Annotated in this window: 18 protein-coding genes, 5 tRNA genes and 1 pseudogene; 14 read left to right on the top strand and 10 right to left on the bottom strand. The window is 69.4% G+C overall.

The features are described 5' to 3' along the window. Positions 1-80: 80 nt before the first annotated feature. From OH809_RS13260 to OH809_RS13250, 3 genes are all read left to right on the top strand, one after another. Entirely contained in the window at positions 81-2,414 is a 2,334-nt protein-coding gene (locus tag OH809_RS13260) for a polysaccharide lyase 8 family protein (RefSeq protein WP_406425215.1), read from the top strand. A gap of 315 nt (positions 2,415-2,729) precedes the next feature. Continuing rightward, complete coding sequence (locus tag OH809_RS13255) at positions 2,730-4,313, top strand: acyl-CoA carboxylase subunit beta (RefSeq protein ID WP_406422210.1); 1,584 nt, start codon at positions 2,730-2,732, stop codon at positions 4,311-4,313. Between the two features lie 63 nt (positions 4,314-4,376). Next, positions 4,377-4,580 (top strand): acyl-CoA carboxylase subunit epsilon, encoded by a 204-nt coding sequence (locus OH809_RS13250; RefSeq protein WP_266981129.1) that lies wholly within the window; start codon positions 4,377-4,379, stop codon positions 4,578-4,580. A gap of 127 nt (positions 4,581-4,707) precedes the next feature. Here the strand turns inward: OH809_RS13250 and OH809_RS13245 are convergent, their stop codons facing one another. The 8 genes from OH809_RS13245 to OH809_RS13210 all read right to left on the bottom strand — a co-directional run bounded on the left by OH809_RS13245 (position 4,708) and on the right by OH809_RS13210 (position 15,275). Further along, complete coding sequence (locus tag OH809_RS13245; protein WP_014048542.1) at positions 4,708-5,289, bottom strand: ATP/GTP-binding protein; 582 nt, start codon at positions 5,287-5,289, stop codon at positions 4,708-4,710. Beyond that, entirely contained in the window at positions 5,270-5,926 is a 657-nt protein-coding gene (locus tag OH809_RS13240; protein ID WP_406422211.1) for a DUF742 domain-containing protein, read from the bottom strand. The genes OH809_RS13245 and OH809_RS13240 overlap by 20 nt, the downstream gene beginning before the upstream one ends. 89 nt (positions 5,927-6,015) lie before the next feature. Next, positions 6,016-6,429, bottom strand: a complete 414-nt coding sequence (locus OH809_RS13235) for a roadblock/LC7 domain-containing protein (protein WP_006127847.1) — start codon at positions 6,427-6,429, stop codon at positions 6,016-6,018. 10 nt (positions 6,430-6,439) lie between these two features. Then, positions 6,440-9,625: a nitrate- and nitrite sensing domain-containing protein gene (locus OH809_RS13230; protein WP_406422212.1), complete on the bottom strand. Its 3,186-nt coding sequence runs from the start codon at positions 9,623-9,625 to the stop codon at positions 6,440-6,442. Between the two features lie 359 nt (positions 9,626-9,984). Beyond that, entirely contained in the window at positions 9,985-10,566 is a 582-nt protein-coding gene (locus OH809_RS13225; protein WP_073738725.1) for an ATP/GTP-binding protein, read from the bottom strand. Next, positions 10,547-10,954 carry a DUF742 domain-containing protein gene (locus OH809_RS13220; protein WP_266981123.1) on the bottom strand — a complete coding sequence of 136 codons (408 nt, stop codon included), beginning with the start codon at positions 10,952-10,954 and terminating at the stop codon, positions 10,547-10,549. The genes OH809_RS13225 and OH809_RS13220 overlap by 20 nt, the downstream gene beginning before the upstream one ends. 133 nt (positions 10,955-11,087) lie before the next feature. Further along, positions 11,088-11,501 (bottom strand): roadblock/LC7 domain-containing protein, encoded by a 414-nt coding sequence (locus OH809_RS13215; protein WP_006127850.1) that lies wholly within the window; start codon positions 11,499-11,501, stop codon positions 11,088-11,090. A gap of 9 nt (positions 11,502-11,510) precedes the next feature. Then, on the bottom strand, positions 11,511-15,275 hold the full coding sequence (locus tag OH809_RS13210; RefSeq protein WP_406515122.1) for a nitrate- and nitrite sensing domain-containing protein: 3,765 nt from the start codon (positions 15,273-15,275) through the stop codon (positions 11,511-11,513). Between the two features lie 579 nt (positions 15,276-15,854). Here OH809_RS13210 and OH809_RS13205 point away from each other — a divergent pair. From OH809_RS13205 to gltX, 3 genes are all read left to right on the top strand, one after another. Beyond that, positions 15,855-16,049 carry a hypothetical protein gene (locus OH809_RS13205; RefSeq protein WP_327244164.1) on the top strand — a complete coding sequence of 65 codons (195 nt, stop codon included), beginning with the start codon at positions 15,855-15,857 and terminating at the stop codon, positions 16,047-16,049. Positions 16,050-16,131: 82 nt separating this feature from the next. After that, positions 16,132-16,917 carry a fumarylacetoacetate hydrolase family protein gene (locus tag OH809_RS13200; protein WP_406422214.1) on the top strand — a complete coding sequence of 262 codons (786 nt, stop codon included), beginning with the start codon at positions 16,132-16,134 and terminating at the stop codon, positions 16,915-16,917. Then, on the top strand, positions 16,910-18,415 hold the full coding sequence (gene gltX / locus OH809_RS13195) for a glutamate--tRNA ligase (RefSeq protein WP_406422215.1): 1,506 nt from the start codon (positions 16,910-16,912) through the stop codon (positions 18,413-18,415). The genes OH809_RS13200 and gltX overlap by 8 nt, the downstream gene beginning before the upstream one ends. Positions 18,416-18,520: 105 nt before the next feature. Here the strand turns inward: gltX and OH809_RS13190 are convergent, their stop codons facing one another. Continuing rightward, a complete protein-coding gene (locus tag OH809_RS13190) occupies positions 18,521-19,450 on the bottom strand; it encodes a LysR substrate-binding domain-containing protein (protein WP_406515121.1) in 930 nt (309 codons plus the stop codon). An 85-nt stretch (positions 19,451-19,535) separates the two neighbouring features. Here OH809_RS13190 and OH809_RS13185 point away from each other — a divergent pair, with 85 nt between their 5' ends. From OH809_RS13185 to OH809_RS13155, 7 genes are all read left to right on the top strand, one after another. Beyond that, positions 19,536-20,651 (top strand): YeiH family protein, encoded by a 1,116-nt coding sequence (locus tag OH809_RS13185; protein WP_406515120.1) that lies wholly within the window; start codon positions 19,536-19,538, stop codon positions 20,649-20,651. 279 nt (positions 20,652-20,930) lie between these two features. Then, a complete protein-coding gene (locus OH809_RS13180) occupies positions 20,931-21,650 on the top strand; it encodes an HAD family hydrolase (protein ID WP_406515119.1) in 720 nt (239 codons plus the stop codon). An 87-nt stretch (positions 21,651-21,737) separates the two neighbouring features. After that, positions 21,738-21,809, top strand: a tRNA-Gln gene (locus tag OH809_RS13175). Between the two features lie 24 nt (positions 21,810-21,833). Continuing rightward, positions 21,834-21,906, top strand: a tRNA-Glu gene (locus OH809_RS13170). A gap of 60 nt (positions 21,907-21,966) precedes the next feature. Then, a tRNA-Glu gene (locus OH809_RS13165) sits at positions 21,967-22,039 on the top strand. A 12-nt stretch (positions 22,040-22,051) separates the two neighbouring features. Next, positions 22,052-22,123, top strand: a tRNA-Gln gene (locus OH809_RS13160). A gap of 24 nt (positions 22,124-22,147) precedes the next feature. Further along, positions 22,148-22,220: transfer RNA gene (locus tag OH809_RS13155), tRNA-Glu, on the top strand. 71 nt (positions 22,221-22,291) lie between these two features. On the opposite strand, the pseudogene OH809_RS13150 reads toward OH809_RS13155, so the two are convergent. Further along, a pseudogene (locus OH809_RS13150) lies at positions 22,292-22,462 on the bottom strand (transcriptional regulator); the annotation flags it as partial. On the opposite strand from OH809_RS13150, the gene OH809_RS13145 reads away from it, so the two are divergent. After that, positions 22,455-22,946, top strand: a complete 492-nt coding sequence (locus OH809_RS13145; RefSeq protein WP_406515118.1) for a DUF4188 domain-containing protein — start codon at positions 22,455-22,457, stop codon at positions 22,944-22,946. The pseudogene OH809_RS13150 and the gene OH809_RS13145 overlap by 8 nt on opposite strands. Positions 22,947-23,054: the final 108 nt, after the last annotated feature.

Raw genomic sequence — 23,054 nt, 5'->3', positions numbered from 1 at the left:
CCCGTTCCCACGGGCGCGTGCTAAACCGGCGGGCGCCCGGTCCACACCACTGAGGTTCCGGAGGTCTTGTTGTGCCACTCCTGCCCGCCTGGTCCCGCCGTGTCTTTCTGGCCACCAGTACCGCCACCGCACTCGGCCTGGCCCTCCCCGGACAGGCCCACGCCGCCGACGCACCCGCCGACGAGTTCGACACCCTCCGGCTGCGCTGGGTCGATCTCGCGCTCGGCACCGGATACGACGCCGTCGCCGAGCCCTACGCCTCTCGGCTCGCCGAGACCGGTGGACTCGCCGCGGGGTTCCGCGCCACCATGGCCCCCGCCGCGGCCTCCCTCTGGGCCGACCGTCCCTTCGACCCGCCGTCCGGCATCACCGCGAGCTACAGCCGTCTGTGGACGATGACCCAGGCGTACGCCCAGCAGGGCACCGGCCACACCGGTGACACCGCGCTCCTCGCCGACATCGTCCGGGGCCTCGACCACCTCGCCGCGACGATCTTCAACCCCGCCACCACCCGGTACGGCAATTGGTGGGAATGGCAGATCGGCAGCCCACGCCTCCTCATGGACATCGTCGCCGTCCTCCACGACCACCTCAGCGAGGAACAGCGGCAGGCCGCCTGCGCCGCGGTGGACCACTTCATCCCCGACGCCATGCTCGGCGACTACAGCGGCACGTCCACCGGCGCCAACCGCGTCGATCTCTGCCGTTCCGTCGCCCTGCGCGGCATCCTCGGCCGCGACCCCGTGAAGACCGCCCTGGCCCGCGACGCCCTCTCGCCCGTTTTCCCGTACGTGACGAAGGGGGACGGCCTCTACGCCGACGGGTCGTTCGTCCAGCACACCTGGGTCGCCTACTCGGGAACGTACGGGCAGGTCATGCTCGACGGCCTCGGCCGGCTCTTCGCACTGCTCGCCGGGTCCAGCTGGGCCGTCACCGACCCCAACCGGCAGATCATCCTCGACAGTGTCGAGCACGCCTACGCGCCGCTCATCCACGACGGTCTGATGATGGACAGCGTCAACGGCCGCGCCATCAGCCGGGGGCTGCTCAGGAGCGACGAGCGCAAGGTCATGCGGAGCGACCATTTCCACGGGCAGGGCCTGATCGCAGCCATCGCGCTCCTCGCCGGTGGCGCCTCAGCCGCCGAGCGCGACCGGTGGAACGGCATGGTGAAGGGGTGGATCGAACGGGACACCGTCACTCCGGTCCTCACCGCGCCGCAGTTCGGTGTCGCCGATCTGTCCCGGCTGGCGGCCGTCGCCGCCGATGCCGTCCCCGCCGCCCCCGAACCCGTCGGGCACACGCTCTTCACCGCCATGGACCGGGCCGTGCACCGCCGCCCGGGCTGGGTCGCCAACCTCTCCATGGCGTCGGAGCGGATCAGCTCGTACGAATGCGGCAACGGGGAGAACCCGCGCGGCTGGCACACCGGGGCCGGGATGCTCTATTGGTGGCAGGGGCGTTCGGGAGGCGACCAGTACACCGACTGGTTCTGGCCGACCGTCGACTGGTACCGCCTGCCCGGCACCACCGTTTCGACCAAGCGCCTCACCGACCGCGCGGGTGGCGAATGGGGCGAACCCCGGCCCGCCGTCCAGTGGGTCGGCGGCACGCACGACGGCGAGTTCGCCGCCGTGGGGCAGCACGTCAGGGGCCTGGGATCCACCCTGCAGGCCCGCAAATCCTGGTTCTGCGCCGCCGATACGGTCATCTGTCTCGGCGCGGGGATCAGCGCCGCCGACGGGGTCCCGGTCGAGACGATCGTCGACAACCGCAACCTCGGTCCTGAACCCTCCGCCGCGTTCACCCTCGACGGCGGGGACCGTCCGCGCTGGGCACACCTCGACGGACACGGCGGCTGGGTGCTGCCCGGCGGCGCGGCCCTGCGGACGCTGCGGGAGGCCAGGACCGGAGCCTGGTCCGACATCAACACCACCAGCTCCACCGAGCAGCGGACCCGCCACTGGCAGACCCTCTGGCTCGACCACGGCACCGACCCCACCGACGCCACGTATCTCTATCTGCTGATGCCGGGCGCCTCATGCCGCACGCTCGCCGCCCGCGCGGCGGACCGGCAGTGGCTGACTGTCCTGGCCAACACCGCGGACCGGCAGGGCGTCGCCGTCCGTTCGCTGGGGCTGACCGCCGCCAACTTCTGGCAGCCGGGCACGGCGGGCCCGCTCTCCGTCACGGCCCCGGCGAGCGTGCTCGTACGGGAGGGGCGTCATTCGACCACGGTGTGCGTGAGCGGGCCCGACCGGAGTGGGACGCCCGTGGACGTGGTGTGGGAGCGTCCGGTGCGTGAGGTCGTCGCCACCGACCCGGGGATCGAGGTGCGCGCCACCGGCCGCCACCTGGTCCTGCGGGTCGCACCGGGTACGGCAGGCGCTAGCCTTCGCTGTGAGGTCCGCTAGGGCCTTCCTTCCGGATCCTGCCGGGCTCTCCGATCCGGAAAGATCCGAAGGATTGGCCCGACAGGCCCTGGGCCGGCGGGTCCGGACCACCGCTCCTGCGTGCGGTACGCACAAACGGCCCACACGCCCGGGGTGACGGGCTCGTGCGGTACACGACAGTCCCGCTTTGTGGAGCTCTCACAAAGCGGGACCGTATTCCCCTGGTGGTTCGCCTGCATGGGGCAACGGTTCTGTCCGGCTCCGCCAGGAAACGGGTCAGTAGACTGTACGGAGTCGACGGCAGGATTTTCTTGGCCGGGTTCGTAGGGTCGACACATGACCGTTGTGGACGAAACCCCGGGCGAGCCGAGTGACACCCGTGGCCGGGTGGCCGAACTGCTGGTGCTGCGCGAGCAGGCCCGGCGCGGACCGAGTGACCGGGCGACCGAGGCCCAGCACGCCAAGGGCAAGCTCACGGCGCGTGAGCGCATCGAGTTGCTCCTGGACCCGGATTCGTTCAAGGAGGTCGAGCAGCTGCGCCGGCACCGGGCGACCGGGTTCGGCCTGGAGGAGAAGAAGCCGTACACCGACGGTGTCATCACCGGCTGGGGCACGGTCGAGGGCCGCACGGTCTTCGTCTACGCACACGACTTCCGGATCTTCGGCGGCGCGCTGGGCGAGGCCCACGCCACCAAGATTCACAAGATCATGGACATGGCGATCTCGGCGGGCGCCCCGCTGGTCTCGCTGAACGACGGCGCCGGCGCCCGCATCCAGGAGGGCGTCAGCGCGCTCGCCGGATACGGCGGCATCTTCCAGCGCAATACGCGCGCCTCCGGCGTCATCCCGCAGATCTCCGTGATGCTCGGCCCGTGCGCGGGCGGCGCGGCCTACAGCCCCGCCCTCACCGACTTCGTCTTCATGGTCCGCGAGACCTCCCAGATGTTCATCACCGGGCCGGACGTCGTGAAGGCGGTCACCGGTGAGGAGATCTCGCAGAACGGCCTCGGCGGCGCCGATGTGCACGCCGAGACCTCGGGCGTCGCGCACTTCGCGTACGACGACGAGGAGACCTGTATCGCCGAGGTGCGGTACCTGCTGTCGATGCTCCCGTCCAACAACCGGGAGAACCCGCCCACCGTGGCGAGCGACGACCCGGCCGACCGGCGCGGCGACGTCCTGCTCGACCTGGTGCCGGCCGACGGCAACCGCCCGTACGACATGCACAAGGTCATCGAGGAGCTCGTCGACGACGGCGACTACCTGGAGATCCACGAGCGCTGGGCCCGCAACATCATCTGCGCCCTGGCCCGGCTCGACGGTCAGGTCGTCGGCATTGTGGCCAACCAGCCGCAGTCCCTCGCCGGTGTCCTGGACATCGAGGCGTCGGAGAAGGCGGCCCGTTTCGTTCAGATGTGTGATGCATTCAACATTCCCATCATCACCCTTTTGGACGTACCCGGCTTCCTGCCCGGCGTCGATCAGGAGCACGGTGGAATCATTCGGCACGGTGCGAAGCTGCTCTACGCGTACTGCAACGCCACGGTGCCGAGGATCTCGCTGATCCTGCGCAAGGCTTACGGCGGTGCGTACATCGTGATGGACAGCCAGTCCATCGGGGCGGACCTGACCTACGCCTGGCCCACCAACGAGATCGCTGTGATGGGCGCCGAAGGTGCCGCCAACGTCATCTTCCGTCGGCAGATCGCCGACGCCGAGGACCCGGAGGCCATGCGGATCCGTATGGTCAAGGAATACAAGGCCGAACTGATGCATCCGTACTACGCCGCCGAGCGCGGCCTGGTCGACGACGTGATCGACCCTGCCGAGACCCGCGAGGTACTGATCGCCTCGCTCGCGATGCTCCGGTCCAAGCACGCCGATCTGCCGTCCCGCAAGCACGGGAACCCCCCGCAGTAACCGCGGCTGCCGCACCACCGCGCACAGTCCGCCACGTACTGCCGAAAAGACGGAGACACATCCATGAGCGCTGTTCCTGCCGAGTCCGTGCTGCGCGTCGAGAAGGGTCTTGCCGACCCCGAGGAACTGGCCGCCATAACCGCGGTCCTGCTCGCCCGCGCCGCAGCCACGTCCGCCGCCCCGGCCCACCGGGGCCGTACCTCCGCGGGCTGGCGCCGTCTGGAGCGCACCCCGGGCTTCCGCGCCCCGCACTCCTGGCAGGGCTGAGACCCTCTGTCCTCGATCGCCGGACGGGCTTGGAATCAAGCCCGTCCGGCGATTCGTTTCAGCCCCGCAACGCGGAAGGCCCCGCACTCCCGAAGGAGTGCGGGGCCTTCCGCATGGCTGCCGGAGGTTACCGCAGGCGGGCCATCAGCGCATGCTCGACCAAGGTGATGAGCGCGCTCTTGGCATCCGCACGGTGGCGGGCGTCCGTGGTCAGGATCGGGGTGTCGGGGCCGATCTGCAGGGCCTCGCGCACCTCGTCCGGTGTGTACGGCTGGTGTCCGTCGAAGCCGTTGAGTGCGATGACGAAGGGCAGGCCGCTGTTCTCGAAGTAGTCGACGGCCGGGAAGCAGTCGGCGAGACGCCGGGTGTCCACCAGGACGACGGCGCCGATCGCGCCGCGGACCAGGTCGTCCCACATGAACCAGAACCGGTCCTGACCGGGGGTACCGAAGAGGTACAGGATCAGGTCCTGGTCCAGGGTGATGCGGCCGAAGTCCATGGCCACCGTCGTGGTGGTCTTGTCCCCGGTGTGCGTCAGATCGTCGATGCCCGCGGACGCGGACGTCATCACGGCTTCGGTACGCAGCGGGTTGATCTCCGAAACGGCACCGACGAACGTGGTCTTACCCACGCCGAAGCCCCCTGCCACCACGATCTTCGCGGAGGTAGTGGAGCGGGCTGCTCCGCCGCTAGAGCTTGCGAAGTCCACTGAGCACCCTTTCGAGCAGTGTCACATCTGGCTGGCCGCCGGCGGACTCGTCGCCGCCGGGCTGATGGATAGCGACGAGTCCGGCCTCGGCCAGGTCGGCTACGAGGATTCGGGCAACGCCGAGGGGGATCGAGAGAAGCGCCGAGATCTCGGCGACCGACTTGATCTCGAAGCACAGCCGGCAGATCCGCTGGTGCTCGGGCAACTGCCCTTGCAGCCGGGACGGATCGGCCGTGGTACTGACCAACGCCTCAATGGCGAGCTGGTATCGCGGTCGGGTCCGGCCGCCGGTCATGGCGTACGGACGGACCAGCGGGTTGTGCGCCGCCGGTGCGGCGGGCTCGGCGGCCCGCCGCGGCTGCACCGGCTGAATCCGGGGCTGCTGGGGCGCACCCAACCGGTGCGGCCGCTGAGGGTGCTGCGGCTGCTGCGGCTGTTGGGGCCACCCACCGTCCTGGGCCTGCGGCCACCCGCCGCCCTGTGCCTGTCGGGGCGGATACGGCTGCTGAGGCGGCTGATAGGGCTGCTGCGAGCCCTGTCTGCTGGGCGTGGAGGGGAAGTTGAAACGATTGTCCCCGTGCTCACCCGGTACCTGCTGGCCACCGTCGTACTGGTGTCCGCTTGAGGGTGTTGCCACGTTTCCTCCTCCGACTGCCGGTCCTGGTCCCAGTGGGGCCGCGCCACCGCACCTTATGGCGCGGTGGCGCGAAACGCACCGCCTGTCTATTAGTTAAGAAGACTTCCCTGCAGTTCGGCACGGAGATCGGGTGTCAGGACACTGCCCGCACGGTCGACCAGAAGTGCCATTTCGTACCCAACCAGACCGATATCGGCGTCCGGATGTGCAAGAACTGCCAGCGAAGATCCGTCAGAGATGGACATGATGAAGAGGAATCCGCGCTCCATCTCCACAACGGTCTGGTTCACGGCGCCGCCCTCGAAGATCCGCGAGGCGCCCGCGGTCAGCGAAGTCAGGCCGGAAGCAACGGCCGCCAGCTGGTCGGCACGGTCGCGCGGGAATCCTTCGGACATGGCCAGCAGGAGTCCGTCGGCGGAGACCACCACCGTGTGCGACACCCCGGGGGTGTTGTCCACGAAGTTGGTGATCAACCAGTTGAGATTTTGCGCCGCCTGGCTCATCGGGCTCACACTAACGCTCCTGGTTGTAGGTAGTACTTGCGTCCGAACCAGCGTTACGTCCCCGCTGAATGCCCCGGCGCAGGTTGCTCAACCTGCCCCGGACGTCCTCAGGGGCGCGGGAGACCTGAGGGCCGCCCTGCTGGGTCTGCTCCGCCGTGCCCTCGACCAGATTGGCCTTGGGCACCCGCCGGGGAAGTCCGGACGGGGTGACCCCGCCCGCCTTCGGCTCCCGGAGCTTGTCGGCCCGCTCCCAGCGCTCGTCGTTCGTCGAGCGCCAGTCGTCGGAGCCGTTCCCGTCCTGCTGCGCGGGCGACGACCGCTGCGGCAACTCCTGCTGTCGCGGCGGCTGCTGCTCGGCTGAGACGGGCTGGTCGTTTCCGCGGCCGCTGGGTTGCCAGTGCTGCTGACCGCCCCGGCGCGGCAGACCGGCATCGGTCAGCTCGTGGCCGGCGTTCGGGGTGGGACCCGGACGGTCGAAGCCTACGCGCTCCTGCGGCTCCGCGGGAGCGCTGGGGACAGATTCCGGTTCGGCCTGCGATGTGGGCTCGTACGCGTCCTGGTACGTGCCCTGATCTGCCCACTCTTCCTGGCGGGGCTGGGCCGTGAACTGTTCCTCGTAACCCTGCTGAGCGCTCTCCCGGGTGGCGTATGCCACCTCCGGATAGCCGTCCTGCGGTGCGTAGTCGGAGTGCTCCGGATGGCCGGTGTCGCCGCGGTACGGGTCGTAGGAACTGTCGTACGTGGCCTGCGCGTACTGCTCCTGCTGCGGCTCCTGTGCGTACGGGGCCTGCGCGTGCGCGCCCTCGGTGTACGAGGTGTCCGGGAAGGAGGCGTCCGCGAACTGCGGGCGCTCACCGCCCGTCTGGGCCTCCAGCGCCGCCCGGCGCTCCTCACGCATCAGCGAGCGGCCCACCGGGTCCAGCTGCGCGGCGTCGGTCGGCTGCTCGTACCGGGAGTCGTCGAAGCCGAGTTCGGCCGCCGTACGCAGCCGGGGCTGCTGCGGCTCCGGCTCGAACGACGACTGCTGCGGGATGATCGAGGAGACGGTGAAGTCGTCCTGAGAGCCCGCGGAGCCGAGGCTCTCGCCCCCGCCGCCGTGGGTGATCGCGTCCGGCAGCATGACCAGCGAGGTGGTTCCGGCCTGTTCGCCCGAGGGGCGCAGCTGGACCCGGATGCCGTGCCGGTCGGCGAGCCGGCCGACCACGAAGAGCCCCATCCGCTGGGAGACCGCGGCGTCCACGGTCGGCGGGTTGGCCAGCTTGTGGTTGATGTCCGCGAAGTCCTCGGCGGTGAGGCCGATGCCCTTGTCGTGGATCTCGATCATCACGCGGCGGTCCGGCAGCCGGGTGGCGGTGACGCGGACCTTGGTCTGCGGCGAGGAGAACGTGGTGGCGTTCTCCAGCAGTTCGGCAAGCAGGTGCACGAGGTTGGTGACGGCCTGACCGTGGATCTCGGTCTCCGGGACACCGGAGAGCTCGATGCGCTCGTACGACTCCACCTCGGAGGAGGCGGCCCGCAGGACATCGACCAGCGGAACCGGCTGGTTCCAGCGGCGGCCCGGCTCCTCGCCGGCGAGGACGAGGAGGTTCTCGCCGTTGCGGCGCATACGGGTCGCGAGGTGGTCGAGCTGGAAGAGGCTCTCCAGCTGGTCCGGGTCGGCCTCGTTGTTCTCCAGGTCGGTGATGAGGGTCAGCTGGCCCTCGATCAGCGACTGGTTGCGGCGCGACAGGTTGGTGAAGATCGCGTTGACGTTGCCCCGCAGCATGGCCTGCTCTGCCGCGAGCCGCACCGCCTCGCGGTGCACCTGGTCGAAGGCGCGGGCAACCTCGCCGATCTCGTCCCGGCTGGTGATCGGAATGGGCTGGACCCGGGTGTCGACCCGGCCCGGCTCGGTCCGCGACAACTGGTCGACCAGCATCGGCAGCCGTTGCTCGGCGATCCCGAAGGCGGCGGTACGCAGCTGGCGCATGGAGCGGCTCATCTGGCGGGCCATGAGTCCGGCCAGGAAGAACGCGGCCAGCAGGGCGACCAGCACGATCGCGGCGTTGACGACGGCGTCGGTCCTGGCGCTGGACGAGATGTCCGCGGCCTCGGCCACCGCCTTGTCGACGAGCTCGTCCTCGACCGTGGTGTAGCCGTCGAACTTGGCGGTCGCGGCGGCCATCCAGGTCTCGGGTGTGATGCCCTTGGCGGCCAGCTTCTCGGGCGACTTGCCCTGACCGATCTGCTGGGCCATCCCGTCGAAGACCGAGCCGTCGATGCTGGGCGGCGCGACGAACGGCACACCGGCCGCGTCGGCCTGCTCCCTGGCGGTCTTCAGCTTCTTCGCACCCTCGGCCGCCTCGGCGGCCATGACCTGCTGCAGCCGCGTGGAGTCGGCCTCCGTACCACCGGAGACGAACTCGCCGAGGGCGATCTGCTCCAGGTAGTTGTACGAGCCGAACGCCTTGACCTGGGCGTCGAACTTGGGGCCCTCCTGGCTCGGGCGCACCAGCAGGTGCATACCGATGGAGCGCTGAAGCGATTCTGCTGCCTTGGCCAACTCGATCGCGTAGACCGTACGGCCGTAGCTGGTGATGTTGCCGGTGCCGAGGCCGAGTTCGTTGCAGAACTCCATCAGGGAGTGCTGAACCTTGACGTAGCCCTCTTCCGTCTTCACCGGGTCCATGGCCTCGGCGTAGGCGGCCTTGCGCAGGTCGGGGAGTTTGGGCTCCTCCTGCTTGAACAGCTGGAGACGGCGCTCCAGGCCCTGCGTCTTCGGCATGTCCTGCACGGCGTCGTCGAACTCGGCGGCGGCGGCGTCGGTGGTGGCACGCACCTGGGAGACGATCGCGGCGTCACGCTTGTTCGACAACAGGGACTGCGCGGAGAGGTCACGCTCGTTGAGCAGTGCCTGCCCGTACTCCGAGGCCGCGCGGACGATCAGCGCGGTCTTCTCGGCGTCCTCGGCCTCTTTCCACGTGTCGATCGACCCCTTCACCTGGAAGCCGCCCATGATGAGGCCGACCAGTACAGGGATCAGAAGGATGGCGTTCAGCCGGGTGGGCACCCGCCAGTTGCGGGGGGACAGCCGGCTGGTGCTGCCACCGGCCGGTGCCTGTACGGACACATCGGCGGGTGATGCCGCGGTGCGCGGCGGCGGGGTGAAATTGTCCCGCTCCGGCTGAACTGCGGAGCCCTCGTTGCTACGCCTCACTCGACCAACAACCTCTCGGCGTCGGCACCTACGCTGTGCCGTTTTTCGTTCAGGGCCGTACTACTCGGGAGTTTCGTCGAATTGCAGCACGCGGACCGGCCGCGTTCCAAACACTCGGAATGAGCCATTCCGAGTGGTCCAAGCCTCAGATAAAACGGGCATAAAGAACGAGCCCCGTCAAAAGGCGGGGCTCATGTGAGCACAGTGATACCGGCCGAACGCATCGGGTGTCGAAGCCCGGGTAATTCTCTGTCGAAACGTTATGAACACGGGGGCGGATCGTGTCAAAGGACACAGTCCACCCCCGTGCGACTACGGCAACTGCCGTATGCCCATACCGACTTGCGGCGAGCTTTCGGCTACTTCAGCCGGGCCATCAGCGCGTGCTCCACGAGCGTGATCAGACCGCTCTTCGCATCGCCGCGGTGGCGGGCATCCGTTGTGATGATCGGGGTGTCGGGGCCGATCTGCAGGGCCTCGCGCACCTCGTCCGGTGTGTACGGCTGGTGTCCGTCGAAGCCGTTGAGTGCGATGACGAAGGGCAGGCCGCTGTTCTCGAAGTAGTCGACGGCCGGGAAGCAGTCGGCGAGACGCCGGGTGTCCACCAGGACGACGGCGCCGATCGCGCCGCGGACCAGGTCGTCCCACATGAACCAGAACCGGTCCTGACCGGGGGTACCGAAGAGGTACAGGATCAGGTCCTGGTCCAGGGTGATGCGGCCGAAGTCCATGGCCACCGTCGTGGTGGTCTTGCCGCCGGTGTGCGTCAGATCGTCGATGCCCGCGGACGCGGACGTCATCACGGCTTCGGTACGCAGCGGGTTGATCTCCGAAACGGCACCGACGAACGTGGTCTTACCCACGCCGAAACCGCCCGCCACCACGATCTTCGCCGAGGTGGTGGCCCGGGCCGCACCGCCGCTAGAGCTTGCGAAGTCCACTGAGCACCCTTTCGAGCAGTGTCACATCCGGCGCGCCGCCGGCCTCTCCGTTGCCCGGCTGGTGGATGGCCACCATGCCGGCTTCCGCCAGATCCGCGACGAGAATCCGGGCCACACCGAGCGGCATCGACAGCAGCGCCGATACTTCGGCCACCGACTTGACCTCACGGCAGAGGTGGCAGATCCGCTGGTGCTCCGGGAGCAGCGTCGCCAGATGCGCCGGGTCGGCCGTGGTGGAGACCAGGGCCTCTATGGCGAGCTGGTAGCGCGGCCGGGTCCGGCCACCGGTCATGGCATAGGGACGGACCAGCGGCTGGTCGCCTTCACCTTCGTACGACGCGTGGTGCAGTGCGCCGTACGGATCGGGTGAGGCGGGTGGCGGGGTCATGAATCCTCCGGGCGTGACAGCAAGGGGTCGGCTTGCCGTCTGAAGGGGCCGGTGGGGGGGTGAAACGGCCGGACGGGCGAGGGTTGGAGTGCGGTACCTGGGGCAATCGTGTCGGTCACCGGTTCATCGCCGCCTAGTGGAGCAGGCTGCCCTGGAGTTCGGCGCGGAGGTCCGGGGTGAGGACCGTTCCCGCGCGGTCGACCAGGAGAGCCATCTCGTACCCGACCAGACCGATGTCGGCGTCCGGATGGGCGAGCACGGCCAGTGAGGAGCCGTCCGAGATGGACATCAGGAAGAGGAACCCGCGTTCCATCTCCACCACGGTCTGGCTGACGGCGCCGCCCTCGAAGATCCGGGAGGCGCCCGCGGTCAGCGAGGTGAGCCCGGAGGCGACCGCCGCCAGCTGGTCGGCGCGGTCGCGCGGGAATCCTTCGGACATCGCCAGCAGCAGGCCGTCTGCGGAAACCACCACCGTGTGGGACACCCCAGGGGTGTTGTCCACGAAGTTGGTGATCAACCAGTTCAGATTCTGCGCGGCCTGACTCATCGGGCTCAACTAACGCTCCTGCTGGTGAGTGGGGCCGAGTGGGAAACTGCCGGTCGACGGGCCGTTGTTGGCCTGCCGACCCTGCTGGATACCCCGGCGGAGATTGGTCAGGCGCCCGCGCACATCATCGGGCGCACGCGAAACCTGAGGACCGGACTGGTGGTTCTGCTGCTGGGCAGTGCCCGGCACCAGATTGGCACGCGGCACCCGGCGAGGCAGTCCGGAAGTGGTGATTCCGCCTGCTGCGGGCTTCTTGGCCCGCTCTGCCTGCCGTACGAGTTCGTCGTTCGGCGAGGCACGCCAGGAGCTGGTGGTGCCGGTGTCGCCCGCGCCGCGGCGCGGCATGGGGGGAGCGGAACGCTCAGGGGCGGACTGCTGAGGGGCGCCCGGCGCCTGCGGCTCGGCGGACGGCTGCTGGCCGCCCTGCTGCGGGCCGTGGAACCAGTTCGTCTCCAGCGTGTCGTACAGCGGCGTACGACCGTCCCCGAGACCTGCCGGAGGCAGTGCCTCGGGCTGGGGCTGGGGCGGCAGCACCGGGCGGTACTGCGCCTCGGGGGCGGGAGCGGCGGCCGGACGCGGCGCGCCGAAGTCCTCGGCGTCCCGGCCGCGCTGACGCGGCCCGGGCATCCCCTGGTCCTGGGAGGACAGCGGGACACCGAAGTCCGGGTGGGCGAACTGCGCGGTGCTCGCGAAGTCCTGGTTCTGCGGGGCCGGGGCCGAGAAGTCCGGGTGGGCGAACTGCGCGGTGCTCGCGAAGTCCTGGTTCTGCGGGGCCGGGGCCGAGAAGTCCGGGCGGGCGAACTCGGCGGTGGAGCCGGGCCCCTGCCGGTCGTCCATCGGCGGGCGCCGGTCCATGGACGGATTCATCGGCTGCTGGAACTGGCCGGTGGACTCGGGCTCCTCGTGACCGCGCGGGGCGTCGAGCGGAGAACGCCGCGGGACCGACGGGTCCTCAGTGCCCCAGCTGGTGGTCTGCGGGCGCTGCGGCTGCGGGTTGCCACCGGGCAACTCGGCACGCGGACCGCCGACGGGCGGCAGCTGACGGCCGGGGTTGCCCGGACCGCCGGGCCGCTGGAAGCCGCCCTGGCCGTCGGGAGCGTTGTACCGGGGCTGCTGCGGGGTCTGCGCACCCGGACCGTTCTGCTGACCCGGCCGGTTCTGACCGAACAGGTTGGCCTGACCCGACTCCGTACGACCGGAATCGCCCTGGTTGCCGCGGGCGCCGAGCCGGGCACCCCCGCCGAAGGCGCCGGAGAGCCCGCCGCCCTGACGCGGCAGATCCTGCCACGAAGCGTCCTGCGGGCCGGTGTTCGACAGCCCGGAGTTCTGGAAACCGGCGTTCTGCTGACCCTGCTGGTTCGGCTGGCCCTGCTGAGGCGGCTGGTTTGGCTGCTGGCGGGGACCGTTGTCGCGCCCCGGCAGCGCGGCCCGCGGACCGGAGCCCGCACCGACCTGCCCGCGCTGTTCACCGGGAGCCGCGCCGAGACCGCGCGCCGGGGCGGCCGGAGCACCGCCGGGACCCGGACGGTTGCCGTTGCCCGCGCCGTTGCCGCCGGCGAGCAGACCGCCAGGGGCGGACTGCTGCTGACCCGGCGTCTGCTTCGAGGCCGGCTGCTTGCCGCCGTGCGCGACATCGACGGGGAGCATGACCAGTGCGGTCGTGCCACCGGAGTCGGACGGCCGCAGCTGGATCCGGATGCCGTGACGCAGGGACAGCCGGCCGACCACGAACAGACCCATGCGGCGGGAGACGGAGACGTCCACGGTGGGCGGCGACGCGAGCCGCTCGTTGATCGCCGCGAGGTCCTCGGGGGAGAGGCCGATGCCGGTGTCGTGGATCTCCACGAGCACCCGGCCGTCGGGCAGTGCGTGACCGGTGACCCGGACCTTCGTCTGCGGCGAGGAGAACGACGTGGCGTTCTCCAGCAGCTCGGCGAGCAGGTGCACGAGGTCGTTGACCACGCGGCCGGCCACCTCGGTGGCGGGCACCGCGGCCAGTTCGATGCGCTCGTACTGCTCCACTTCGGAGGCGGCGGCACGGAGCACGTCGACCAGCGGGACGGGGCGGGTCCACCGACGGCCCGGCTCCTCGCCCGCGAGGACGAGGAGGTTCTCGCCGTTACGGCGCATACGGGTCGCGAGGTGGTCGAGCTTGAAGAGCGAGGACAACTGGTCCGGGTCGGCCTCGCGCGACTCCAGCTCGGAGATGAGCGAGAGCTGACGCTGGATGAGACCCTGCGAACGCCGCGAGAGGTTGGTGAACATCGCGTTGACGTTGCCCCGCAGGAGGGCCTGCTCGGCGGCGAGGCGGACGGCCTCGCGGTGCACGTCGTCGAAGGCCGAGGCCACCTGGCCGATCTCGTCCCGGGAGTGCACACCGACCGACTCGACCGAGGTGTCGACGTCCTGCGGGTCCGACTCGGAGAGCTGCTTGACGAGTTCGGGCAGCCGGTCCTGGGCGACCCGGGTCGCGGTGTCCTGCAGCCGCCGCAGCGAGCGGATCATGGACCGGGCGACGACGAAGGCACCGACCAGGGAGACACCGAGCACCAGCAGGATGAGCGCACCGCTGATGATGGCTTCGCGCTTCGAGGCGTCGCGGAGCTCGCGGGCCTTGCCCTCCATGCCGCTGAGGAGGGTGTCCTCGATTCTCTTCATCTCCTGGATCTTGGTGGAGCTCTGTTCGTACCAGTCCAGGTAGGAACGCCGCGGCGCCCCCTTCATGCCGTCGGCGGTGTCGAGCACCTTCGAGGCGTAGGCGTCGGCGGCCTTGATCTCCGGGTTGCCGTTCTTCAGCGACGTCGTCAGCTGGTCGGCGTTCTGACCGCTGGCCGCGTAGGTCGCACTGAACGCCTCCATGGCCAGCCTCTCCTTGCGGAGGGCGGCACGGCCGAACTGCTTGTCGTTCTCGTCGAGGTGCGATTCCTTCAGGGTGCCGCCCCCGCCCGGCAGGGCCGCGGCGATGATCGCCCGCTCGACCGACGCGTACTCCTTGGCGGAGGAGAAGGCCGCCAGGGCGCGGGTCCGCTTGATCATCTCCGGGTTGCTGGTCGCCTGCGCCATGTCCTGCGAGAGGCTCAGCAGCGAGGTGATCAGCTGGCTGTACTGGTCGACGGTCCGGAGACTCGGGCTGCCGTGCTCGTACGCCGTCTTGCGGATGTCCTGGATCTGGCCGAGCTGGTTGGCGATCTGGCTGACGCTCGCGTGGATCGACTCCAGGGCGTCGTCGCCCCGGGCGTCGTCGATCCCGTACGTCGCCTGCAGGAAGGCGGTCTTCGCCCGGTCGGTCCTCTTGCGCGGCTCGGTGACCTTGAAGTCGTCGGCCTTGACGCCGTTGGACAGCGGACCCGCCGACCGGTCGCGCTCCTCCTGGAGCGCCTGGGCGAGCGTGGTCGCCTGCTTGGTCATCTTGGTGAGCAGCTGCATGTGGTCCAGCTGCTGGATGTCGTTCATGGAGTCGTTGATGCGCAGACCACCCAGGGTGGTCGCGGCGACTACCGGAAGAGCGAGCAGGGAGACCAGGCGCGTACTGATGCGCCAGTTGCGCAGAGCCACGCGCGAACCCGTGCTGACGGGCTCCCGGGGCTTGAGCGGGGTGACCGGGTCGGCTCCGCTGTTCGCCGTGGCACCTGAGCGCGGAGCGCGGTCGCCGTTGTCGCCGGCCGCGGCCGGTCCCGGGTTCTGGGCGTGCTGGGGCGAGGAACCGCGGTCGGTCCCGCCGCGCGGCTCCTGTTCCGCCGCAGCGCTGCCATCCCTCTTGAAACGTCCCTGCACTAGCGTCGCAACCTCTGGACCAGGCGTCCCTCCGCGTAGACGGGCGGGACGGTGTCGGCGTCGTGGGGCGTTGTACCCGCCCCATGGTGGTCGTGAGTGACCGGCGCTCTTCCCCTTCCCGCCGCCACTCGGCGCTGCGTTGCGCCCCCTGCGCGCCGGCCTGAAACCCGCGGCGGTGCGTGGAATTCCAGCACAGTGCCGGATCTCCAACAAGGCCCGCGTATCGGGCTGTGACCTGGGTGACACGTTGTGATGGCCGAGTCACCAACCGTGGAGAGTGTTCATGGTCAAAGCGGGCGATAGGGAGCGAAACAGGTGGGAGCGAGGAGTGTCCCAGTCGAGGCGATCGGGAGCGGAATGATTCATTCAGTGGTGCAATGTCCGTTTCCCTGACCTGAGTCGACCGCCTGAAATGAGGTAATTGTCAACGCGATCGTGAGCAAACTCACATCATGATCGCCGTCTCTTCCGGGGATCCGGAGGGAATTGGATGTTTAGCCTGGCGCTTTACAGGGATGGCAAATCCGACAACCGGCGCCCCTCCGGGCGGCGCCCGTACCGACAGGGTCCGAACGGCAGATGAAGACGACGATGATGTTCCGCAACATTGCCAACCCCCGGCGCACCACGCTGGCGCACCTCAAGGACGCCGAAGCGCTGCAGACGCCGGAGCAGCCGGAGCACGCCGTCGACCTGCCGACACAGACGGCCAACCCGCGTCGCACCGTCCTCATGGTGGCCCCGGCGGCAGCAGCCGCCTCGACCGCCGGGTAATGGGCGCGGTTGTCCCCCTCACCCGCGTTAGCCTGGAGCGTCAGTCTTCAGCCAGCCAGCAAGTGAGGGGCGACAGCATCCCGTGCGCATCGCCAGGTTCTCCATCGACGGCAATGTCGCCTTCGGCGCGGTCGAGGGCGACGGCACCGTCGGCTCCGGTGACCTCGTCCTCGACATCATCAAGGGCATTCCGTACGCCGACTTCGAGCTCTCCGGCACCAAGGTCCCGCTGAGCAAGGTCCGGCTTCTGCCGCCCGTGCTCCCCAACAAAGTCGTGGCCATCGGCCGCAACTACGCGGAGCACGCCGCCGAACTCGGCAACGAGGTCCCGGACGTGCCGGTCGCCTTCTTCAAGCCCACCACCTCGGTGATCGGCTCCGGGGACGCCATCGAGTACCCCTCCTTCTCCAACGAAGTGCACTACGAGGCCGAGCTGGCCGTCGTCATCGGCCGTATGTGCCGCGAAGTGCCGCGTGAGCGAGTCAAGGACGTCATCTTCGGCTACACCTGCGCCAACGACGTCACCGCCCGCGATGCCCAGAAGCGTGAGAAGCAGTGGGCCCGGGCCAAGGGCTTCGACACTTCCTGCCCGCTCGGCCCCTGGGTGGAGACCGACCTCGACCCCAGCGACCTCGCCATCCAGGCCACGGTCAACGGCGAGCAACGCCAGCTGGGCCGTACGAGCGAAATGATCCGCTCCATCGAGGACCTGGTCGTCCACATCACGGAGGCCATGACGCTGCTCCCGGGCGACGTGATCCTCACCGGCACCCCGGCAGGGGTCGGGCCCCTGCACGTCGGCGACGAGGTCGCCGTCACCATCGAAGGCATCGGCACTCTCACCAACAAGGTGATCAAGCGTGGCTAACACGAACTCCCCCAAGCTCTCGGCTCCGCTCGAGCAGGCCCCCCGCGTACGTTTCTGTCCCTCCCCGACCGGCAACCCCCACGTGGGCCTGGTCCGCACCGCCCTGTTCAACTGGGCGTTCGCCCGGCACCACGGCGGCACCCTGGTCTTCCGCATCGAGGACACCGACGCGGCGCGCGACTCCGAGGAGTCGTACAACCAGCTGCTCGACTCGATGCGCTGGCTCGGCTTCGACTGGGACGAGGGTCCCGAGGTCGGCGGCCCGCACGCCCCGTACCGGCAGTCGCAGCGCATGGACATCTACAAGGATGTCGCCGAGAAGCTCCTGACCGGCGGGTACGCGTACCACTGCTACTGCACCACCGAGGAGCTCGACGAGCGCCGCGAAGCCGCCCGCGCCGCCGGCAAGCCGTCCGGCTACGACGGCCACTGCCGTGACCTGACCGCCGAGCAGATCGCCGCGTACGAGGCCGAGGGCCGGATGTCCATCGTCCGCTTCCGGATGCCCGACGAGGCGATCACCTTCACGGACCTGGTCCGCGGTGAGATCACCGTCCAGCCGGAGAATGTGCCGGACTACGGCATCGTCCGGGCCAACGGCGCCCCGCTCTACACGCTCGTCAACCCGGTCGACGACGCGCTGATGGAGATCACCCACGTCCTGCGCGGTGAGGACCTGCTCTCCTCCACCCCGCGCCAGCTCGCGCTCTACAAGGCGCTGATCGAGCTCGGCATCGCCAAGGACACCCCCGCGTTCGGCCACCTCCCGTACGTCATGGGCGAGGGCAACAAGAAGCTCTCCAAGCGCGATCCGCAGGCCTCGCTCAACCTCTACCGTGAGCGCGGCTTCGTCCCCGAGGGGCTGCTCAACTACCTCTCGTTGCTCGGCTGGTCGATCGCCGAGGACCGCGACATCTTTTCCATCGAGGAGATGGTGGCCGCGTTCGACATCAAGGATGTCAACGCCAACCCGGCGCGCTTCGACCTGAAGAAGTGCGAGCACATCAACGCCGAGCACATCCGCATGCTCGATGTGAAGACCTTCACCGAGGCGTGCGGCCCCTGGCTGAAGGCGCCGTTCGCCCCGTGGGCCCCGGAGGCCTTCGACGCCGCGCGGTTCGAGGCCATCGCCCCGCACGCCCAGACCCGCGTCACCGTCCTCTCGGACATCACGGCCAACGTCGACTTCCTCTTCCTCGACGAGCCGGTCGAGGACGAGGCGTCCTGGAACAAGGCGATGAAGGAGGGCTCCGACGCCCTGCTCGTCACCGCCCGCGCCAAGCTGATCGGCGCCGAGTGGAACGCCGAGGCGCTCAAGAACGCGATCCTCGCCGCGGGCGAGGAGCACGGCCTGAAGCTCGGCAAGGCCCAGGCCCCGCTCCGCGTCGCCGTCACCGGCCGTACGGTCGGCCTGCCGCTCTTCGAGTCCCTGGAGATCCTGGGCCGCGAGAAGACGATCGCCCGCATCGACGCGGCACTGGCCAAGCTGGCCGCGTAACGGTTGCCGGTCACACGATGGGGTGGTCGCTCGGGCAGAGCGGCCACCCCATCTGTATTCGGTTGGATTCTCCTTGTACGGCCGGACCCTGCCTCTGCCCGCGCACTACCGGTGCTTGGCCACCCGGAGCAGATGAAGGGCCGGCTCCGGTAGTTCGCGGCCCTTGGGCCAGACCGCGTGCAGGACGCGGTCCAGCCGGACAACGGGGCTGACCTCGACCTCTACCAGGCGGCCTGATGCCACGTCCTCGCGCACGGCGAGCGCGGAGAGCACCGCGGGGGCCAGACCCCGGGCTGCCGCGCTGCGCAGGGGGGCGGTGGAACCGAGCTCAAGGACCGGGACGGCGATTCCGTCGTACGGACGCAGCGCCCGCTCCAGCGTCTCCCGGGTACCGGAGCCCGCCTCGCGCAGCAGCAGCGGGGTGTCGGCCAGCTCACGTCCAGTCAGGGCGCTGCGACGGTGTGTCCAGGGGTGGCCGGGGGCCACCACGACCGCGAGCCGGTCACGCCCCACCGCTGAGCGGTGCAGATCGTCGGGGACCTGCGGGCCCTCGATAAAACCCAGATCGCAGCCCCCGCGGCGTAGTGCCTCGACCACGCCCCAGCTGTTGGTCACCGTCAGCCCGACGTGGGCGTCCGGGGCGCTGTCCCGCAAGGTGACGAGCCAGCCGGGCATCAGCTCTTCCGCGATGGTCAGACTGGCGGCGACATGCAGTCGGCTGTCCTGCCGCGACCGCAGCGCGGCGGCCCCTTCGACCAGCGCTGCGGCCTGTTCGAGCACCGCCCGCGCCCAGTCGGTCACCACCGCTCCGGCCGGGGTGAGCCGGGATCCCGCGGTGGAGCGGTCCAGGAGCTGCAGCCCGAGACGGCGCTCCAGCGTGCGCATCCGCGCGCTGGCCGACGGCTGGCTGATGAGCAGCCGCGCCGCCGCCCTGCCCAGGCTGCCGGTCTCCGCCACGGTGACAAGCAGTTGCAGTGACTGCAGGTCGGGCAGCGGGCGCTGCCCGCTGTCCCAGTTCTCGCCGCGCTCGCTCATAGGAAACCCTTCATAGGGCAACCCTATGACCTGGGCTCCGATTCGCGTCTACCGGGCGGCGTGGATCCCCCACACGCTGGTGATCATGACTCTGGACACGGATCACCCCCAGTCACCACCCCCTGGGCGACAGTCGGCGAAGCCATCACGCGGAGGCAGCGCGTCCGCACCGGGCCCGGTGCGCCGCAACGCTCCCGGCCTCGCGCTCGCCCTCGTCGGGCTCGGGCTGGCCGAGGGGGTGCACGCCCTGCTGCCCGCCGTGCCGATGCTGACCGCCGCTGTCGTGCTCGGAGTCGTGGCGGCGCATCTTCCCGGGGTGCATCCGTTCGTACGCGGCCGGGGCCGTGCAGGGCTCTCGATGGCGGGAAAGCGGCTGATGCGCGCCGGCATCGTGCTGCTCGGGCTGAAGCTCAGCATCGGCGATGTCCTCGGGCTCGGCTGGGCGACGGTGACCATGGTGCTCGGCGTGGTCCTCGTGACCTTCTTCGGAACCTGGTGGCTCGGCCGGAAGCTGGGACTGCCCGGCGACCAGCCGCTGCTGATCGCCACCGGCTACTCGATCTGCGGCGCCTCGGCGGTCAGCGCGGTCAGCAGTGCGCTCGGCAAGGAGGACGACGACGAGCAGCTCGCGGCCGACGTGGCGACCGCGGTCGCGCTGGTCACCCTGTGCGGGACCCTCGCCATCGCGATCCTGCCGCTGCTGCACCATCCGCTGGGCCTGGACACTGTTCAGTTCGGCCGCTGGGTGGGCGCCGGCGTCCACGACGTCGGCCAGGTCGTGGCCACCGCCCAGACGGCCGGACCGACCGCGCTCGGCGAGGCCGTGATGGTCAAGCTGATCCGGGTGGCGATGCTCGCACCGCTGGTCGCCGGGGTCGCTGTGGCCTACCGGCGGCGGGCTCACGAAGCGGCCGGCGGCCGGCAGGCGGTGGGCACCCGCCGCCCGGCCCTGATACCGCTGTTCGTGATCGGCTTCCTGGCGATGACGGCCCTGCGCAGCACGGGTCTGCTGCCCGCCGGAGTGCTCGATGCCGCCGACACCGCGCAGGAACTTCTGCTGGCCGCGGCACTGTTCGGTCTCGGCAGCGCCGTACATCTGCCGTCGCTCGCCCGTTCCGGAGCCAGGACGGCCATGCTCGGCCTCGCCTCCTGGGTGGTTATCGCGTCGGTGAGTTACGCGGGCGTCCTGCTCACCACCTGAGCGAGCCACACCGGGTCCCAGCGCCGTGGCGCCCCGTGGCGGATCGGGACCTTTCTCGGTGCGGGCCACGGCATCGTCCAATTCGGCAGCCGGATCCCGCAGCTGGACACCATCCAGCTGGATACGGATCACGCTCCGTCTTCGTCGATGGCGAGTCCCAACTCGCCAAGTACCGCACTGTGCTCGATCGCATGCGGGCTTGCGCCCTCGGGCCGTCGCTCCGGCTCCGGAGTGGCTGTGACGCCCCCTTGCCCGCCCTGTGACCGGTAGCCTCGCCGCATGCCGATCCGAGCCGTGCTCTGGGACATCGACGACACGATCTTCGACTACACGGGTGCCGACCGCGTCGGCATGCGCAAGCATCTCGAACAGGAGGGTCTGCCCGACGAATACGGCTCCGCCGAGGAGGCCCTCGTCGCGTGGCGGGCGATCACCGATACGCACTGGGCGCGGTTCGCCGCCGGGGAGACGGACTTCCAGGGGCAGCGCCGGGACAGGGTCCGGGAGTTCCTGTCGCGGGCCCTGACGGACGCCGAGGCCGACGACTGGTTCGCTCGCCACGTGGCCCACTACGAGGCCGCCTGGTCGCTTTTCCCCGACGCGGTGCCGGCCCTGGATCTGCTGGCCAACCACTACCGGCACGCGGTGCTGTCGAACTCCAGCATCCATAACCAGGACCGCAAGCTGCGCACGCTCGGCGTGCGGGAGCGGTTCGAGGCCGTGGTGTGCGCCGTGGAACTGGGCGTCTCCAAGCCCGAGGCCGGCGCGTTCCATGCCGCCTGTGAGGCGCTCGGGCTGGAGCCGCAGGACGTCGTGTACGTCGGAGACCACCCGGACATCGACGCAGCCGGGGCGGTGGCGGCGGGGCTGAAGGGGATCTGGCTGGACCGGGGCGGGCGCGGCGGACGGCCCGAACTGGAGCGCATCACCGGTCTCGATGAGCTCCCCGGACTGCTGGCGGACGATACCCGTTTTGGAGCGCCGGACACCTTCGGGTAATGTTCTTCCTGCGCCGCCCGAGCGGGCCGGAAGATCCGGTCGGGAAGCGCAAGCCGAACAAAATCCCCTCTGGGGGTTGAGTTTTGGTGGGCTATGGTGTAATTGGCAACACTACGGTTTCTGGTACCGTCATTCTAGGTTCGAGTCCTGGTAGCCCAGCGCAGATCTTCATCTGTACAACACGCCCCCGTTGTGTAGCGGCCTAGCACGCTGCCCTCTCACGGCAGTAGCGCCGGTTCGAATCCGGTCGGGGGTACAGATCCTTCCCGCGAGATCATCTGGGTCGCACCCACGATTTCGATGCAGGATCGCTAGGGCCCCCGTTGTGTAGCGGCCTAGCACGCTGCCCTCTCACGGCAGTAGCGCCGGTTCGAATCCGGTCGGGGGTACGGGTTTCACCATGGGCTATGGTGTAATTGGCAACACTACGGTTTCTGGTACCGTCATTCTAGGTTCGAGTCCTGGTAGCCCAGCGCAGATCTTCATCTGTACAACACGCCCCCGTTGTGTAGCGGCCTAGCACGCTGCCCTCTCACGGCAGTAGCGCCGGTTCGAATCCGGTCGGGGGTACAACAGAGCAAGGAACCAAGGGCCCTTCACTTCGGTGAGGGCCCTTGGTCGTGTGCCCGGGCCCGTCGGACTCAGAGTCCGTACCGCCGGTTCGACTCCTCCTCCTGGGCCAGCCGGCGCAGCGACAGCAACAGCGGTTCGTACAGCACGACCGAGGCCACCGCCATCTCCACCTGCTCCGCTCCTGCCGGATAGGACTCCATCATGTCCAGGTCGCGGACCGCGACTTGCTCCATGAGGCGGGGGGATACCGGGGCGGCCGAGGGGGACGTGGTCGTCCTGCTCATCGGGATGCGCATCAATCACTTCTGGGGCGTGCACCACTGGCTGCCGGTCTTTGCGGCAATGCCGCGCATGCTGCGGGAGTTGAGCCGGAACAGGAGCCGCGGGCTGCTCGGCTGCACCCTGCTGTCCGGATCGCCGAGGACGTACTACGTCGTCCAGTACTGGGAGTCGAAGGAGAAGCTCTACGCGTACGCCGCCGCGCCCGACATGTTCCACCGCAAGGCCTGGGCGATGATGAACCGCAAGGAGAAGAAGTCCCGGCAGCACGTGGGGCTGTGGCACGAGACATACATCGCGCCCGCGGGGTCGTACGAATCGATCTACGCCGACATGCCGCCGTACGGACTGGCTGCGGCGACGGGCGTGCTGCCGATCGAGGGGCGGGGACGCCGGGCGGCGGACCGTCTCGCGCACCGCTCATCCAGGGAGCGGAAGGGCTGAGAGGGGGCCGTCACGACGCTGGGACGGCCGGGGAACGATTTCTTGCTGTGCTGTGCTGTGCTGTGCTGTGCTTGTGCGGCAGGGCGGTCCGGCGGGTCCGAGTGCCGT

The sequence above is a fragment of the Streptomyces sp. NBC_00873 genome (genome assembly GCF_045207415.1).
Classification (GTDB): domain Bacteria; phylum Actinomycetota; class Actinomycetes; order Streptomycetales; family Streptomycetaceae; genus Streptomyces.
This window is presented reverse-complemented; position numbering and strand designations above follow the sequence as displayed.